The 16,732-nt window shown below is 64.3% G+C and carries 15 protein-coding genes; 7 read left to right on the top strand and 8 right to left on the bottom strand.

The window, feature by feature from the left end; translation table 11 throughout:
* Positions 1–39: 39 nt before the first annotated feature.
* Complete coding sequence (locus LB565_RS23900) at positions 40–816, bottom strand: response regulator (RefSeq protein WP_224588379.1); 777 nt, start codon at positions 814–816, stop codon at positions 40–42.
* A gap of 45 nt (positions 817–861) precedes the next feature.
* Between LB565_RS23900 and LB565_RS23905 the strand changes: the two genes are divergently transcribed.
* A complete protein-coding gene (locus LB565_RS23905; protein WP_224588380.1) occupies positions 862–1,563 on the top strand; it encodes a response regulator transcription factor in 702 nt (233 codons plus the stop codon).
* A 72-nt stretch (positions 1,564–1,635) separates the two neighbouring features.
* Here the strand turns inward: LB565_RS23905 and LB565_RS23910 are convergent, their stop codons facing one another.
* Together LB565_RS23910 and LB565_RS23915 are read right to left on the bottom strand one after the other, a co-directional pair.
* The gene (locus LB565_RS23910) at positions 1,636–1,800 is read right to left on the bottom strand and encodes a hypothetical protein (protein WP_224510573.1); all 165 of its coding nucleotides are present in this window, start codon (positions 1,798–1,800) and stop codon (positions 1,636–1,638) included.
* A gap of 32 nt (positions 1,801–1,832) precedes the next feature.
* A complete protein-coding gene (locus LB565_RS23915; RefSeq protein ID WP_224588381.1) occupies positions 1,833–2,165 on the bottom strand; it encodes a hypothetical protein in 333 nt (110 codons plus the stop codon).
* A gap of 348 nt (positions 2,166–2,513) precedes the next feature.
* Here LB565_RS23915 and LB565_RS23920 point away from each other — a divergent pair, with 348 nt between their 5' ends.
* A complete protein-coding gene (locus LB565_RS23920) occupies positions 2,514–2,969 on the top strand; it encodes a L,D-transpeptidase (RefSeq protein WP_224588382.1) in 456 nt (151 codons plus the stop codon).
* 155 nt (positions 2,970–3,124) lie between these two features.
* Here LB565_RS23920 and LB565_RS23925 read toward each other — a convergent pair whose 3' ends face one another.
* Together LB565_RS23925 and LB565_RS23930 are read right to left on the bottom strand one after the other, a co-directional pair.
* Positions 3,125–6,208, bottom strand: coding sequence for an efflux RND transporter permease subunit (locus LB565_RS23925; RefSeq protein ID WP_224588383.1), 3,084 nt, complete (start codon positions 6,206–6,208; stop codon positions 3,125–3,127).
* The gene (locus LB565_RS23930; protein ID WP_224588384.1) at positions 6,205–7,515 is read right to left on the bottom strand and encodes an efflux RND transporter periplasmic adaptor subunit; all 1,311 of its coding nucleotides are present in this window, start codon (positions 7,513–7,515) and stop codon (positions 6,205–6,207) included. The genes LB565_RS23925 and LB565_RS23930 overlap by 4 nt, the downstream gene beginning before the upstream one ends.
* Positions 7,516–7,660: 145 nt before the next feature.
* On the opposite strand from LB565_RS23930, the gene LB565_RS23935 reads away from it, so the two are divergent.
* On the top strand, positions 7,661–8,194 hold the full coding sequence (locus LB565_RS23935) for a TetR/AcrR family transcriptional regulator (protein ID WP_224588385.1): 534 nt from the start codon (positions 7,661–7,663) through the stop codon (positions 8,192–8,194).
* 145 nt (positions 8,195–8,339) lie between these two features.
* Complete coding sequence (locus tag LB565_RS23940; RefSeq protein WP_224588386.1) at positions 8,340–9,950, top strand: inorganic phosphate transporter; 1,611 nt, start codon at positions 8,340–8,342, stop codon at positions 9,948–9,950.
* Between the two features lie 151 nt (positions 9,951–10,101).
* On the opposite strand, the gene LB565_RS23945 is transcribed toward LB565_RS23940, so the two are convergent.
* From LB565_RS23945 to LB565_RS23955, 3 genes are all read right to left on the bottom strand, one after another.
* On the bottom strand, positions 10,102–10,944 hold the full coding sequence (locus LB565_RS23945; protein WP_224588387.1) for an MFS transporter: 843 nt from the start codon (positions 10,942–10,944) through the stop codon (positions 10,102–10,104).
* 187 nt (positions 10,945–11,131) lie between these two features.
* The gene (locus LB565_RS23950) at positions 11,132–12,292 is read right to left on the bottom strand and encodes a patatin-like phospholipase family protein (RefSeq protein ID WP_224588388.1); all 1,161 of its coding nucleotides are present in this window, start codon (positions 12,290–12,292) and stop codon (positions 11,132–11,134) included.
* Entirely contained in the window at positions 12,285–13,073 is a 789-nt protein-coding gene (locus LB565_RS23955; RefSeq protein WP_224588389.1) for an acetoacetate decarboxylase, read from the bottom strand. The genes LB565_RS23950 and LB565_RS23955 overlap by 8 nt, the downstream gene beginning before the upstream one ends.
* A 248-nt stretch (positions 13,074–13,321) precedes the next feature.
* On the opposite strand from LB565_RS23955, the gene LB565_RS23960 reads away from it, so the two are divergent.
* The 3 genes from LB565_RS23960 (at position 13,322) to chrA (ending at position 16,490) form a co-directional block, all read left to right on the top strand.
* Positions 13,322–14,110, top strand: a complete 789-nt coding sequence (locus LB565_RS23960) for a 3-hydroxybutyrate dehydrogenase (protein ID WP_224588390.1) — start codon at positions 13,322–13,324, stop codon at positions 14,108–14,110.
* Positions 14,111–14,286: 176 nt separating this feature from the next.
* Entirely contained in the window at positions 14,287–15,105 is an 819-nt protein-coding gene (locus tag LB565_RS23965; RefSeq protein WP_224588391.1) for a chromate resistance protein ChrB domain-containing protein, read from the top strand.
* Positions 15,102–16,490 (top strand): chromate efflux transporter, encoded by a 1,389-nt coding sequence (gene chrA, locus LB565_RS23970; protein ID WP_411970688.1) that lies wholly within the window; start codon positions 15,102–15,104, stop codon positions 16,488–16,490. The genes LB565_RS23965 and chrA overlap by 4 nt, the downstream gene beginning before the upstream one ends.
* Positions 16,491–16,732: the final 242 nt, after the last annotated feature.

Consider the following 16,732-nt stretch of genomic DNA (forward strand, 5'->3'; position numbering starts at 1 on the left):
TACGGCGAAGACGCCGAGCCTAACCGCTCACACTCTAGTCTAGTTGGCGTCGCCGCTCGGCAGCGAGAAGATATAGCCTTCGCCGCGCACCGTGCGCAGGAATTTCGGATTGGCGGGGTCGGCCTCGATCTTCTTTCGCAACCGCATGATGCGGATGTCGACCGCGCGTGAGGATTCCGGATCCTCGACGAAGCCGATCGCTTCCGAAATCGCCGCTCGCGTCAGAAGCCGGTTGGCGCGGGTGAGGAAAACCTCGAGCACGTCGAACTCGCTCTTGGCCATCTCGATCACCGCGCCATTGGCGGCAGTAACCAGCCTGCCGTCGAAATCGGCCTTGAAGCCGCCGAAATTCATGAAGCGGCGATTGCCGGCGTCGGCCTTCTGCGCCTGCGGCTCGGCCGGCTGCGGCACGCGGCGCAGCACGCTGCGCACACGCGCCAGCACCTCGCGCAATTCGTATGGCTTGACGATGTAATCATCGGCGCCGAGCTCCAGCCCGACGATGCGGTCGAGCGCGGTGCCTGCGGCGGTGGCGTAGATGATGCCGATCTGCGTTTTCGAGCGCAGCCAGCGGCCGAGCGACAGCCCGTCCTCGCCGGGCATAGCGATGTCGAGGATGGCGAGGTGGAAGGGCTGCGCCTCGAACAGCGCGCGCGCCGCCACGGCATTCTCGGCCGTCGCGACGACAAAGCCGCTGGCGCCGAGATACTCGGCCACGGCCTCCCTCAGATCCGGTTCGTCCTCGACGACGATGATGCTTGCCTTCACAACGCGCTCGCTGCCGCTTTCAGCGGAAAGTAGATTGGGTATAAACATGATGTCCAGCACTCATCTCGAGTTGTCTGTGGCGGGGTGGAGAAAATGGCCGCACGATCCGTCATTGCGCTTGTGTCCGTCGCCGAGGTGGTGGCCAAAGATCTCGCCGACCATCTCGATCGGCGCGGGCACGACGTGCGCCAGGCGCGCCAGCCCTGGGAGGCCGAGACGCTGCTCTCGGCCGGCGGCATCGATATCGTGGTGGTCGGCGACGAGGTCACCCAGGCCGAGGGCCGCGAGCTGCTCAGGCGTTACAGCAGCCAGGGTGGGGGTGGCGAGGGTGGCCCCGATTTCATCCTGATCTGCCGGCCGCGCGACCTTGTCGACAAGGTGCTGGCGCTTGAGCTGGGTGCTGCCGACGTCATCGAAAGCCCGCTCAACGTGCGCGAGCTTGCCGCGCGCATCGGCGGCCTGCTGGCCAGACGCGGCAGGGCCGCCGGCGAACTGATCGTGCTGGAGAACGCCACCGTCGATCTGCGGTCGGCCATGGTGATGCATCGCTCGGGCGCGGAGGAGCAGCTTTCCCCCGGGCAGGTGGCGCTGCTCAAGCTGTTCCTGGCCAGCCCGCGCAAGGTGCTGACGCGCGACGACATCATTGCCGCGGCACCGGCCGAGAATGCCGATGCTTTCGACCGGTCGATCGATTCGCGCATCGTGCGGCTGCGCCGCAAGCTCGACACCGAGACCATCACCACCATCCGCGGCGCCGGCTATCGTTTCGATCCACCGCTCTCGCGCAATGAGTGAGTTCAGGTCGGCGAGGCTATCGAGCATCGGATTCCCCAAAGCGGCGGTCATTCTGGGTCCGTTGCCCGGCGCTCAGCGCACCACGATGACCGAGGGTCCAGTTGGAACGTTCGCGCTGACGGTGATCTCGGCCGGGGCACGCTCCTTCAGCAGCACCGTCGCCAGGGCGGCGAAGCCGAGCAGGCCCTGGGCGTAAAGGAGCGCGGACAACACCGAGGCGGCAAGTTTCGTCTTCATGTCCTATCCCCAATCTCGATATCGTCGGTGCTTCAGGAAACTCCCGAAGCGCCCGCGCCGCTGACGGAGCCCCCCGCTGCGGCGCGGGCCTTCGGTCCTCTCGGCAGCAAGTAGCCGGAGGGGCCGCGCGTCCTCATCAGCCGACGGCCGACCCGCCAGAGGGCCTTCAGCCGGTGGACGCGCAGGCTGGAAACAATCCAGACCGTGGCGATGAACAGAGCCATGTGCAGCGTCGAAACCTCGCCGGAACTCATCGCCGCCACCGTCATCGCCGGGTTGCCGGCCACCGAGCCGGCACCGCCGAGCACGATGGCCGCGACGCTGATCCTGAGAAGCCAGGAGCGGAGTTTCGATTTCCTGCCCATTTTCGTTTGCAGATGTCTGTTCCCGTTGCGTCAAATCTGCCGCGGGCCTGTATCCGAATCATGCCGCCGGAGACGCATTTTGTTGCAGATCGGTTTCGAAAGTGGGCTCCAATCTTTCATTTACATATGAAATGAACTTTCGTTTCTGGCTAAAGCTGATTGTGCGACGGCTGACCGCCATATCTCGGAAAGGTTCGCAGTGTTGCCCAACTGGCCGGGCCGTTAATGTGCAGAAACGAATTCGAAACAGAAACGAGCATCAAGCGAAATAGGTCTGAAACGGACGAGCACGATAAGGCCACATCGAAATTGAAGCCGGACACAACGGCAAAAAACAGAGGGATCGTCATGCACACCGCCATTTCGGCCAAGCTTATTCATATCACCGCCGCCGCGCTCACCGGCGCGGCGCTTCTGTTGGGCGCCGGCAAGGCCGCCCACGCCAACCAGCTCGTCGCCAAGGTTTCGCTGTCGCAGCAGATCATGGAAGTCACGGTCGATGGCCGCCCGACCTACATCTGGAAGGTTTCGACCGGCAGCAGAGGGCACATCACGCCGACGGGCTCGTTCAAGCCGACCAGCATGCACGAGATGTGGTATTCGAAAAAATACGACAACGCGCCGATGCCGCATTCGGTCTTCTTCAGCGGCGGCTATGCCGTCCACGCCACCTATGCCATCAGCCATCTCGGCCGTCCCGCTTCGCATGGCTGCGTGCGGCTGCATCCTGATGCGGCGGCCGATTTCTATCAGTTGGTCGAGGCCTTCGGCCCCGGCAACACCAGCATCGTCATTGTCAAGTAACGCCCTGGGTCAAGTAACGGCCTGGCGAAGTGACCGGCTGGGCAAGAGTAGCAGGCAGGTTGCCGCCTTCCACCGATCGCGAAGCTGTGAGGCAGCCGCCAAAAAAAGAGGCCGGAATTTTCCGGCCTCTTTTGTTTTTCGCTTCGGTCGCCGTCTCAGCTCGGCAGCGCCGGCATCAGATTCGGATCGGGCTTCTCGGCGAGATGCGGCAGGTCCTTGCTGGCGATGAAGGTGTAGAACATCGGCACGACGAAGAGCGTGAACATGGTGCCGACCAGGATGCCGGTGAAGATCACCAGGCCCATCGAATAGCGTGCGGCAGCACCGGCGCCACTGGAGATGATCAGCGGCACGACGCCGAGCGCCATGGCCGCCGTTGTCATCAGGATCGGCCGCAGGCGCACCTTGGCCGAAGCGATGATGGCATCGCGGCGCCGCATGCCATGGATTTCACGCTGCTGGTTGGCGAATTCCACCAGCAGAATGCCGTGCTTGGTGATCAGGCCGATCAGCGTGATCAGTCCGACCTGGGTGTAGATGTTCAGCGTCCCCAGGCCGATGTTGAGCGGCACGATCGCGCCGAAGATCGACAGCGGCACCGCCATCATGATGATCAGCGGATCGCGGAAGCTCTCGAACTGTGCCGCCAGCACCAGGTAGATGACGATCACGGCGGCGGCGAAGGCGATCAGGATGGTGTTGCCCTGTTCCTTCTCCTGCCGCGACTGACCCGAATAGTCGATGAAGAAGGTATCGGGCAGCGTCTCCCTGGCGAGCTCCTCCAGCACCTTCAGTCCGTCGCCGGTGGTCACGCCGGGCAGAGGCAAGGCCGAGATCGTCGAGGAGTTCAGCTGGTTGAACTGCTCGATGGCGGCCGGCGAGGCATTGGTGGAAATCTTCACGACCGCCGATAGCGGCACCATCTTGCCGTCGACGCTGCGCACGAAATATTCGCCGAGCTTGTCGGGATTGTCGCGGAATTCCTGCGGCACCTGCGGGATGATGTCGTAGCTGTTGGAGTCGCGGTCGAACTGCGCCACTTCGGAGCCGCCCACAAGCAGCGTCAGCGTATTGCCCACATCGGCGATCGGCAGGTTCAATGCCGCCGCGCGCTCGCGATCGATCGTGACGGTCACCTGTGGCGCATCGTAAGACATCGAGTTCTGCACGACGATGAAGCGGCCGGAGGCCTGCGCCTTGTTCTTGATCTTCTCCGCCTGCTCGAAGACCTCCGAGGGATCGCCGGTGGAGCGCACCACCATGGAAATCGGCAGGCCGCCGCCGGAGCCGGGCAGCGTCGGCGGCGCGAAGACGAAGGCTTGGACGCCGGCCACCTTGGCGAGGCGGCCCTGGATGTCGGCTTGCAACTCCTTCGAACTGCGCTTGCGCTCTGCCCAATCCTTGAAGGCGAAGCCGACGAAGGCGCCGTTGGTCGCGCCGCCGAAGGCGACGGCGGAGAATTGCGCCCTGGTCTCCGGAATATCCTTCACCAGGCCGAGCATCTGGTTGACGTAGGCCTCGGTATAGTCCGACGTCGCGTAGCGCGGCGCGGTGACGATCGAGAGCAGGAAACCCTGATCTTCTTCCGGCGCGAGCTCGGTCGAGGTCTTGGTGAACATGAAGCCGGTGAGGGCGACGAGGGCGACGACGATGATCAGCGTAACCGGCCGGTTCCTGAGCGAAGCGGTGACCGCCCGTTCGTAGACGCGCTCGACGCGGCCGAAGGTTCCGTCGACGATCCGCTGGAAGCGACCGTGCTGGCCGGCCTTCAGCAGGCGAGCGGACATCATCGGCGTGATGGTCATGGCAATCACGCCCGACAGCACCACGGAGCCGGCCAGCGTCACCGCGAATTCGCGGAACAGCGCGCCGGTGAGGCCGCCGGTGAAGGCAAGCGGGGCGAACACGGCGGCCAGCGTAATGGTCATCGCCACGATGGCCGTCGCGATCTCGCGCATGCCGTTGAAGGCCGCCTGCATCGGCGACATGCCGTCTTCCTCCATGTGGCGGTGGATGTTCTCCACCACCACGATGGCGTCGTCGACGACAAGGCCGATCGCCAGCACCATGGCCAGCAGCGACAGAAGGTTGATCGAATAACCGACGGCGAACAGGATGAAGCAGACGCCGATCAGCGACAGCGGGATGGTCACGATGGGCATCATCACCGAGCGGAACGAGCCGAGGAACAGGAGGATGACCACGATGACGATGGCGACGGCCTCGCCGATGGTCTTGAACACCTCCTCGATTGAGGCGCTGATCTGGCCCGTTGCGTCGTAAACGACCTCGATCGTCATGCCTTTAGGCAGCGTCTCCTGGATCTGCGGAACGAGCTTGGTGACCGCCGCCGCGGTCGTCAGCGGGTTGGCTGCTGGTGTCGGGAAGATGGCCAGGAAGGTTCCCGGCTTGCCGTTGAAGCTCACCCTGGTGTCGGTGTTTTTCGCACCGAGCTCGACACGCGCGACATCGCGCAGGCGCACAACCTCGCCGTTCGTCGAGCGGATCGGGAGCTGGGCGAAGGCCTCGGGCGTCTGCAGGGTCGAATGCACGGTGATCGATGAGACCACATATTCGTTCTGGGTGTTGCCGGGCGCCGACAGGAAGTTCGAGTTGTTGATCGCGGTCAGCACGTCCACGGCCGTGGCGCCGCGGGCGGCGAGCCGGATCGGGTCGATCCAGATGCGCATGGAATATTCCTGGGCGCCGAAGATCTGGACGTCGGCGACGCCTTCCACGGTCGAGATGCGAGGCCGGATGACGCGCTCGATATATTCGGTGAGCTGCTCCTTCGTCATGTTCGGGTTCTGCATCGAGATGTACATCATCGCGAACTGCTGGCCGGTGCCCTTGACGATCACGGGGTCCTTGGTGGCTTGCGGCAGGGTGCCGCGCACGCCCTGGACCTTGGACAACACCTCGGCGAGCGCGACGTCCGGATTGGAGCCGAGCTTCATCTGCACCGTCACCGTGCTCGAGGACGGACGGCTGGACGAGGTGACGTAGTCGATGTTTTCGGTCGAGGCGACCGCCCGCGCGATCGGCGCCGATATGAAGCCCTGGATCAGGTCGGCGCTGGCGCCCGGATAGGCCGTGGTGATGGTGATCGCCGTCTCGTCAACCTTCGGATACTGGCGGATCGACAGGCCAAAAATGCCCTGGAAGCCCAGAAGCAGGATCATGCAGGCCAGCACCGTCGACAGCACCGGCCGACGGATGAAGAGGTCGGAAAAGCTCATTGCTGAACCTGCTTGTTCGCCGATTTGCTGGGATCGATGGTGTTGTCGACGGCAACCGACATCCCGTTGAAAAGCCGATTCTGGCCGGCCGTGACGACCTGGTCGCCATTCTTGAGACCCTGGACGATCTCGACCATGCCGTTGTTGCGGCGGCCGAGCTTCACGAAGACCTGCGAGATGGTGAGCGCCGGCTGCTGCGCGGCGTCGGCCGGCTTGGCGGCGTCGCCGGCCGCTTTGTCAGCCGGCTTCGCGTCAGCCGGTTTTGCCGTGGTGTCGGCGGCAGGCTTGGTGGTGTCCGCCTTCGGCGTGGCGGCATCGCCGGACGCCTTGTCGGCGCCGGCCTTCTGCTCATCCGGCTTTGCCGGCGCGGCAGCGGCACCCCCGGCGGGCTTTGCCGGTTGGACCACGAAGACATAATCGCCATAGAGGCTGGACGTCACCGCCGTCTGCGGCACGGAGATGACATTGTTTTCCTGCGGCAGCTCGACGCGGATCTGGACGAACTGGCCAGGCGTCAGCTTGCCTTCCGGATTGGCGACCTCGCCGCGAATCGAAACCAGCCGGCTTGCCGGGTCGATCTTCGGGTCGATGCCGCGGATGGACCCGGCAAAGGACATGTCGGCGAGATTGGTGCCGAGCTTGATGGCCTGGCCGATCTTGAGCAGCGGCAGCTGCTGTTCGGGTACCGTGAAGTCGACCCGCATCGTGTCCAAATCCTGGATCGTCACCACCGCGTTGCCTGGCGCCAGATACTGGCCGATATCGATCTTCGGGATACCGACCGTGCCGCCGAAGGGCGCGGACAATTGCTTCTGGTCGAGCACCGCCTGCAGCTTGTTGACCTGCGCGGCCGAGGCGTCCGCCGCGGCGCGGGCGGCATCGAGCGTCGCGTCCGTGCCGACGCCGCGCCGCTGCAACTCGATCGCGCGGGTCAGCGCCGCCTGGTCGGAGGCGGCCTGCGCCTTCTGTGCCACCAGATCGGCTTTCTCGACGGCATCGTCGAGCTGCACCAACACCGCGTCGGCGGCAACCTTCTGGTTGGCGTGGAAAAGGATGTCCTTGACGATGCCGCTGGTCTCGAGGGTGAGATCGACGCCGCGTACGGCGTTGACGGTGCCGATAGCCTCGATGCCGGGCGTCCACTCCGATGGCTTGACCGTCACTGTCGAAACCGTCGCGGCCGGCGGCTTCATGGTGGCGAAATACTGCTTGATGCCGGCGTCGCGCATGAAGTTGAAACCAACGATGCCGACGCACACCAAGGCAAGCAGGAGCAAGAATCCGGCGATGATGAAAAAGCGCTTCACGGTGGTCCCCTGAGCCGGCAACCGGCAAATCAATCGATGCCGGGGCACATATCGACGATAAGTCCCGATTTCAAATCGGCGCGCTTTACTGTACCGGCTGGACGGTCTTGTCAATTCCGCCTAAGCTAATGTACGGGGAGGCGCGATGAGAGTACCCAGGGCGAACTCGCGCGAAAAGATACTTGCCGCCGCTGCCGACGTGGCGCGCGAGGCCGGTCCGGGAAGCCTGTCGCTCGAGGCGGTCGCCAGCCGCGCCGGCGTGTCGAAAGGCGGCCTGCTCTACAACTTCCCGACCAAAGCCAAGCTGATGCAGGGGCTGGTCGAAAGCTATCTCAGCGACTTCCAGAAGGCGCTGGAAGCACGCGCCACCGAGGCCGGCCATGAAAGCGTGCTCTCAGCCTATATCAAGTTGTCGGCCGACGATTGCGAGCGGCCGAAACCCTCGGCGTCCTGGATGTTCTCGGCGATTGCCGAAGATCCCGATTTCCTGACCCCAATCAAGGCCTTCAAACGCCAGCTGTTCGAACGGCTGAAGGGAGAGACGGATGACCTCGGCTCGCTGCTGGTCTGCTTTCTCGCCATCGAAGGGATGCGCAGCATGAATCTGTTTGATTCAGACGTGCTCTCAGAAGACGAGCGCAAGCTTTTGGTGTCGTCGCTCCTGAAGATAGCCGGATAGGTCACCAAACGGTTCGGTAGTGACCAAACGGTTTGCGACCAAGCGGTTTGGTGGTGACCAAACGGTTAAGAGCGTCATACCAGCTTCATCCTAGGGACATAGCGTCCTCCCCGGTTCTTTGCTGCAATGCAAAAGGAGTGGGACAATGGTGGACGTAGTTTCCAGTGAGGCGGGGATCCCGAGACCGGATCATCCCCTGGAACAATCGGGCGGGGCCAAATGGTTCTTGCCGGCTTTCGGCGTGCTGGTGCTCGTCGGCGTCGTCTATGTCGGCTATGCGCTCAGCCAGGATCTGGCCATCGCCAAGACGGTTCCCTGGATCCTGCTCGGCATCGCGCTTTTGATTGCGCTGGGCTTCGAGTTCGTCAACGGCTTCCACGACACCGCCAACGCGGTCGCCACCGTCATCTACACGCGTTCGCTGCCGGCCGAATTCGCGGTCATGTGGTCCGGCGTCTTCAACTTCCTCGGTGTCTTGACCTCGAGCGGCGCGGTGGCGTTCGGCATCCTGTCGCTGCTGCCGGTCGAGCTCATCCTGCAGGTCGGCTCGTCGTCCGGCTTCGCCATGGTGTTCGCCCTTCTGGTTGCCGCCATCCTGTGGAACCTGGGCACCTGGTTCCTCGGCCTGCCGGCCTCGAGCTCGCACACGATGGTCGGCTCGATCATCGGCGTCGGCCTCGCCAACCAGTTCATGGCTCCGGCCGGAAGCGCCACCAGCGGCGTCGACTGGGGCCAGGCGACCAATGTCGGCACCACCTTGCTGGTCTCGCCGATCGTCGGCTTCTTCGCCGCCGCGGCGCTGCTCTACGCCATGAAGCTCCTGGTGCGCAACCCGGCGCTCTACGAGGCGCCGAAGGGCAACACGCCGCCGCCATGGTGGATCCGCGCGCTGCTGATCTTCACCTGCACCGGCGTCAGCTTCGCGCATGGCTCCAATGACGGCCAGAAGGGCATGGGCCTGATCATGCTGATCCTGATCGGCGTGGTGCCGACGGCTTACGCACTCAACCGCACGCCCGACATCAACTATCTCGACGCCTACAAGTCGGCGTCGGTCGCCGTCGAGCAGGCGCTGGGCAAATATGTCAAGCCGGGCGTTACGGTCGCCGACGCCAATGCTGCCAAGGCTACCGTGCAGGAGGCCGTGCGCAGCAAAACCTGGAGCGATCAGACCACGGTCGCGCTGCAGACCTATATCCACAACACCACTGCCGGGCTGCAGCCTTATGCCTCGGTCGACAACGTGCCCACCGATCTGGTCAGCAACGCGCGCAACGACATCTACCTGATCGGCGAAGCGCTGAAGCTGATCGACAAGAAGAAGCTGCTGCCGATGCAGGACGCCGATCTCAAGGCGGTGACCGATTATCACAAGGCCGTCGATAATGCGACGAAGTTCATTCCGCTCTGGGTGAAGATCGCCGTGGCGCTGGCGCTCGGCCTCGGCACCATGGTCGGTTGGAAGCGCATCGTCGTCACGGTCGGCGAGAAGATCGGCAAGAGCCACCTGACCTATGGCCAGGGCGCCGCCGCCGAGCTGGTCGCGATGATCACCATCGGCATGGCCGACCGTCTCGGCCTGCCGGTGTCGACCACACATGTGCTGTCGTCCGGCGTCGCCGGCACCATGGCGGCCAACGGCTCGGGCCTGCAGTGGTCGACCGTGCGCAACCTTCTGCTGGCCTGGGTGCTCACGCTGCCCTGCTCGATCGCGCTGGCCTTCGTGCTGTTCGTGATCTTCCGCCAGGTGTTCTGAGCGGGAAGGCCCTCAAGGAAACGGAGCGGCCGGCGGCGCCGTTTCCTTCTATCGCCGCGCAACTTCCGCCCTGCTAGAGCGGTTCACCGTTTCACGGAAACGGCGAACCGCTCTATCTCTTTGTTCTACGCAATTCCGGACGGAAAACCGCTCACACTTTTGCTGGAATTGCTCTAAGGCGGCGCAGCTGGCGTAGCGACACAAGATGCAGCAGGATTGAGCTTGGCACCACGAAAGCAGGGGTCAGCACACCCGGATAGTCGCCAGCGCCGATGCTCAGCACATCCGGAACGATCAATTGCCACGGGCCGGGCGAGGTGATTATGCCCATGGTGATCGCGACAGCGAAATCGGCAAGGCCAAGGATATTCCAGAGGGTAGCTGCCCTCCGGCCCCCGGCTGTGCCGGTCGCCACCGCGATCGCCGCAGGCAATGCGAACAGTCCTGTCAGCACGTCGCCAATGCCTGCCGGCACCGCGAACACGCCGGGCAGCGCACCATGCAGCCACGCCGCGAGCGCCCAACTGCCGAATACGCGGTAGAGCTGAACCGCGACGAGCCAGCTCGCCGGCGTCGCATCGAGCACCTGCCCGACCCGCCTGGAGAACAGCAATAGCGGCGCACCGATGATCACCGGCAGAAAGATGGCCGATGGCAACGCCGGTAAAGCCGTGGCGTCCGGATGGAAGGCGCCATTGATCGCGGCGCTCCAAGCGACGGCGAACCACAGCGTATCTGGGATCATGATCGCCAACCAAGTCGCGCGACGTTGACCCGGTGTCAGGCTCGTATGTTCGAGACCGAGCCACAATCCCAGGGCGATGAGCCCGTGGGCCGCGAGCTGGTGGAACGTGGTCGGAACGCCGCTCTCCGGGATCGCCGGCCAACGATAGATCAAGAGTAACCACAGCGTTGTGAGCGGCACAAACCACAGCAGGCCTCGCCAGGCGTCACGCAAGGGAACGACGGCAGGGGAAACAGCTTCGGCGGTCATCGGCGGTACTCCATTGAGCCCAGCGCATTTTTTGCTGACGCCCAGATGTAAGCCCACTCTCCGCGAGGCGGCTATCCGCGACAATGTTGATGGCCTGTGAAGCAGAGCTTCACAGCTTTACGGGCTCCCAGGCCAGCGACCGCTGTGACTTTTCCCGAGATTGCTCCGCTTGTGGCGAATGCAAATATCAGGTCGGGTCTTCGCGATGCAGGTCGTGGATGGTCGCGCCATCGGCGTTGTCGGGCAGCATCAGCCACTTCTTGTGGCGCAGCGTGCGCTCGGTGTCTTCCAGGCCCATTTCCCAGTGCTCGCGCATCGAGGTGCCGGAGAATTCGTAGTCCTTCGCGTGGCCTTCATAGCCTTTGTGCTGATAGATCAGGTGGACGATGTTGACCACGCCGGCGTCGGAATAGTCGGCTATCAATCCCTTCTCGCCATCCTTGAGCTGGTCCGGCGGCACGCGCTTCAGCGCGTCGAGCAGCTTCATCTTGAGCGCATGGATGCGCTGGAAGTTGTCGGTGTTCTGGCGCGTGCGGCTGGAATACATGATGTCCTTGTGGCGCGACAGGACGTCGGCCAAGCCGCGCGGCAGCACGCCGCGGGCGCTGAACAGATCGACCTGGAACACCAGCGAGGAGCGGTCCTCCTCCTGGTCGAGCGGATATTGCAGCGGCGTGTTGGAAACGATGCCGCCGTCCCAGTAATACTCGCCTTCGATGCGGATCGACGGGAAGGCCGGCGGCAGCGCGCCGCTTGCCATGATGTGCTCCGGGCCAATGCGCACCTTGTCGGTGTCGAAATAGACGAAATTGCCGGTCCTGACATTGACCGCGCCGACGCTTAAGCGCTTCTTGCCGTCGTTCAGCACGTCGAAGTCGATCAGGCTTTCCAGCGTGTCCTTGAGCTCGGCGGTGTCGTAGAAGCTGGTGGCGCCTTCCGCTCCCGCGAGTTGGAACCAGGGGTTGGGGCTGCGCGGCTTGAAGAAGCCGGGCTGGCCCATGGTCATCGTCATCCACGACGAGGTCTGGTTGCGGATGTCGCGATAGATGTCGCCTTCCGGCGTATAGGCCCAGATCTTGCGGCCCGAGACCGTCTGCCAGAACTGCTCCAGCCGCTGCAGGCGGCGGCTCGGCTCGTTGCCGGCGATGATCGAGGCGTTGATGGCGCCGATCGAGACGCCGGACAGCCAGGTCGGCTCGCAGCCGGCGTCGGCAAGCGCCTGATAGACCCCCGCCTGATAGGCGCCGAGCGCGCCGCCGCCCTGGAAGACCAGGGCGATGCGGTCATATTGCGCCGTGATTTCCGCGATGGTGGCGGCGGCCGCCTTGTTGCGGGTACGCTCAAGCACCGGCTTTCTCCAGCTCTTTCGCGCCGGCAGCCGATCGGCCGCGGTCGGCGAGATAATCATGCACGACTTCGCCAAGACCGAGCGTAAGGTCGGCGGTGAAGTGAACGGCCGAGACGATGTCGAGCACAGGCAGCTTGGCGACATCGGCCATGACATGCGGGCGCAGGTCGAGCGCGGCGGGCGCCGTCCAGGCTTCCTTCAGCGTGACGTCGGTGAGGTAGTAGCGGACCAGCTCGCAGATGCGCGGGCTGCCGTCGACATGCGGGATGATCTTGATGAGGAAATTGGGCGCGGCGAGCGAGGCGAGCACCTGGTCGTGGTCGGCTTCGCGGTGCTTGTAGCCCATGGTGCCGGTGGCGCACAGAACGCTTCCATAGTGCAGCGTGCCGACCACCACCTCGCCCTCGTGCACGATCTTGGGGCTGGCGAGTTTTTTCGGGAAACCCCAGAGCTCGCGGCCGCCGGCAATCGGCGCGTCGTCGTCGAGATACATTGAATGCACATAGCCGCCATGCTGGCCCTTGTAGCGCACCGGGATGACCTGGCCGGTTTCGGTGTAATCGCCGAAGCCCGTCGAATCCGGCATGCGGATGAACTCGTATTTCACCAGCGGCTCGTCGATCTCGAGCGGCTCCGGCACGACGGCTTCCAGCGCCTCGCGCGTCGTGCGGTAGGTGATGATGATGTATTCGCGGTCGAAGAAACGATAAGGGCCGGGCGGGAAGGACGGGTTGGTGAGCGGCATCGCATAGGCGCGCTTCACGACGTCGGCGATTTCCATGGCTGGTGCCCCAGTAAGGTTTGAAATGACCCCGCGCGAATGCGCTGGCAAATGTGTTGCACGGCAGCATGACAGTGCCGTGTCAGCGCCAAGACGGCGCTTCCCGGAGCCGGCAAATGCCGTCGTGGAGCTGTAATAGCGCGGACATATGGGTGTGGCATTGTGATGCTGCGGCGCACAAATCATGTGCCTTCCCGGTTGTCTGCCTTCATACTCTTCCCTCCTGTCCTCCTGTCGCGAGATCTCCCATGGGTTCCTTGTCTTCGAAGAATGCGCTCGTCACCGGCTCGACCAGCGGCATCGGCCTTGCAATCGCCCGTGCCTTCGCCGCGGAGGGCGCCAACGTCACCATCAACGGCCTGGGCGACGCCGCGGCGATCGAGCAGGAGCGGGCCGGCATCGAGAAGGATTTCGGCGTCAAGTGCCGCTATTCGGGCGCCAACATGATGGACGGCGCCGCCGTCACCGCCATGATCCACGAGGCCGAGGAGGCGTTCGGCAGCCTCGACATCCTGGTCAACAATGCCGGCATCCAGCATGTCGCGCCGATCGAGGAATTTCCCGACGACAAGTGGGAAGCCATCATCCGCATCAACCTTCTAGCCGCCTTCTACGCCATCAAGGCGGTGGTGCCGGGCATGAAGCAGCGTAAGTGGGGCCGCATCATCAACACGGCCTCGGCGCATGCGCTGGTCGCCTCGCCGTTCAAGTCGGCCTATGTCTCGGCCAAGCACGGCATTGCCGGCCTGACCAAGACGGTGGCGCTGGAGGTCGCGCAGAACGGCATCACCGTGAACGCGATCGCGCCCGGCTATGTCTGGACGCCGCTGGTTGAAAAGCAAATCCCCGACACGATGAAGGCGCGCGGCATGACCGAGGAGCAGGTCAAGCACGACGTGCTTCTGGCCGCGCAGCCGACCAAGGAATTCGTCACCGTCGAGGAGCTCGCCGCACTTGCGCTGTTCCTGTGCACCGACGCGGCCAGGCAGATCACCGGCACGACCTTGCCGATGGATGGCGGCTGGACGGCGCAGTAAGGCCACCGACCGCTTCAGGCCAAAGCGCGGGGCGGAGCTCCGCCCCTGGCAATTTGAATTCTTGACAATTGCAGGGGACCGTTCCAGCATTCCCGCAAGGGGTTCCCCGCGACGACCCCGTGAGGCGTCAGCCCAACGATCGCGTCCAGACTCTCTCTGTTCAGGAGGTGGACGCCATGCCGTCAACAACCGCAATTACCGTTCCGCAGCTTGCCCGTCTCATCGGGCTGCCCGACGCGCCTTGTCTGATCGATGTGCGCATCGACGAGGATTATGAAGCCGACCCGCGCCTGCTGCCGGCGTCTTGCCGGCGCGATTTCAGGACTGTCTCGACCTGGGCGTCGGAATTTTCGGGACGCAAAGTCGTCGTGATCTGCCAGAGGGGGCAGAAGCTGTCGCAAGGCGTTGCCGCATGGCTGCGTCATGAAGGCATTCCGGCGGAGTCGCTTGAAGGCGGCTTCGAGGCCTGGCTTGCCGCCAAGGCGCCGTTGGTCAAGGCCGGCGCGATCCCGCCTCGCGACGAGAAGGGCCACACAGTATGGGTCACGCGCTCCCGACCGAAAGTCGACCGCATTGCCTGCCCCTGGCTGATCCGCCGCTTCGTCGATCCCGAGGCGGTTTTCCTGTTCGTCGACCCGGCCGAAGTGCCTCTTGTGGCGGACCGCTTCGCAGCGGTTCCCTTCGACATCGAAGGCGTGTTCTGGAGCCATCGTGGGGATCGCTGCACTTTCGACACGATGATCGAGGAATTCGGCCTGCGCGTCGAAGCGCTCGATCGCCTGGCGCTGATCGTGCGCGCCGCCGATACGGCGCGCCTCGACCTCGTGCCGCAGGCCGCCGGGTTCCTCGCCGCCTCGCTCGGCCTGTCGCGCATGTTCCGCGACGATCTCGAGCAGCTCGAAGCCGGCATGCTCTTCTACGACGCCTTCTTCCGCTGGTGCCGCGACGCCACCGACGAGACGCATAACTGGCCGGTCGGAGGGAAGGCACAATGACCATGCTTGCCAAGGACGGTGCGGCGCGGCCGGTCGAGGTCCCGGCCGCGCCGAGCTTCCGCGAAGCGACGCGGCTCTGGACAAAGATCGGCCTGCTTTCCTTCGGCGGGCCGGCCGGGCAGATCGCGCTGATGCACAAGGAACTGGTCGAGGAGCGCCGCTGGATCGGCGAGGAGCGGTTCCTGCACGCGCTCAACTACTGCATGCTCCTGCCGGGCCCGGAGGCGCAGCAGCTTGCCATCTATATCGGCTGGCTGCTGCACCGGACGGCCGGCGGTCTTGTCGCCGGCACATTGTTCGTGCTGCCGGGTGCGCTGGTCATGCTGGGCCTGAGCAGCTTCTATATGCTCTACAACGACGTCCCGGTGGTCGAGGCGTTGTTCTTCGGCGTCAAGGCAGCGGTGCTCGCCGTCGTCGTCGAAGCCGTGATCCGCATCGGCAAGCGGGCGCTGAAGAACCGGGCCATGATCGTGATCGCGGTGGCGGCCTTCCTGGCCATCTATGCAGGCAAGCTGCCGTTCCCCCTGATCGTGCTCGCGGCAGCCTTTATCGGCTGGATCGGAAATCGCTTCGCGCCGGGGCTGTTTTCGGGCTCGGCGCACGGCAAGGGCAGCGCCGCTGCCGACAGGACCGGCGTGGTCGACCTGATGTTCGAGCGCGGCGAGCTCGGCCACACCATGCCGACGAGATGGCATGCGGTCCGCACCACCGCCATCTGGCTTCCGGTCTGGCTCGGGCCGGTGGTGCTGATCGCCGCGCTGGCGGGGCCAGCCAGCGTGTGGGCGCAGATCGGCGGCTTTTTCAGCCTGATGGCCGTCGTCACCTTCGGCGGCGCCTATGCGGTGCTCGCCTATGTCGCGCAGGCGGCGGTGACCTCTTTCGGCTGGCTATCGGCGGGCCAGATGGTCGACGGGCTGGGGCTTGCCGAAACGACGCCCGGGCCGCTGATCCTGGTGCTGCAATTCGTCGGCTTCGCCGCCGCCTATCGCCATGCCGGCGCGATCAGTCCTTTGCTTGCCGGATCGCTCGGGTCGGCGCTGACGCTCTGGGTCACCTTCGTCCCCTGTTTCTTCTGGATATTTTTGGGCGCGCCCTACATCGAGCAGCTCAGGCAGAACAAGGCGCTGGCAGCGGCGCTGGGCGCGATCACGGCGGCAGTCGTCGGCGTGATCATGAACCTTGCATTGTGGTTCGCGCTGCATGTCGTCTTCGGCAAGGTCGCAAGCGTCGGCTGGGGTGTGGAGGTGCCGGTTCTGTCCTCGCTCGACTGGCGCGCCGCGCTGCTGTCGGCGGCGGCGATGGTCGCCATGTTCAGGCTGAAGGCCGGCATGCTGCCGACGCTGGCGGGATCGGCGCTGGCGGGGCTTGTGCTGCTGGCCTTTTAGGTTCGCACGCCTTCCGATCACGTTAGCGTGAACGAAAAAGCCGACCGGCCGGGAATAAACGGCCCGGTCCGCCGGTCTCCAGGGCATGCGCCCTTTGTGCGCGACAGCAGGAGACCGTCATGAAGCGGCACGAAGACAAATACGCACGGGCTGAAGAGGGCGAAGGCGTCAGCCGCCGTCGTCGCTTGGAGCATTGCAGTTGGGCGCATCTGTGTTGGGCGATACCGCCCCGCCGCCGGCCC

Origin of the sequence: Mesorhizobium sp. CA14, assembly GCF_020165195.1 — a bacterium.
Lineage (GTDB): Bacteria > Pseudomonadota > Alphaproteobacteria > Rhizobiales > Rhizobiaceae > Mesorhizobium.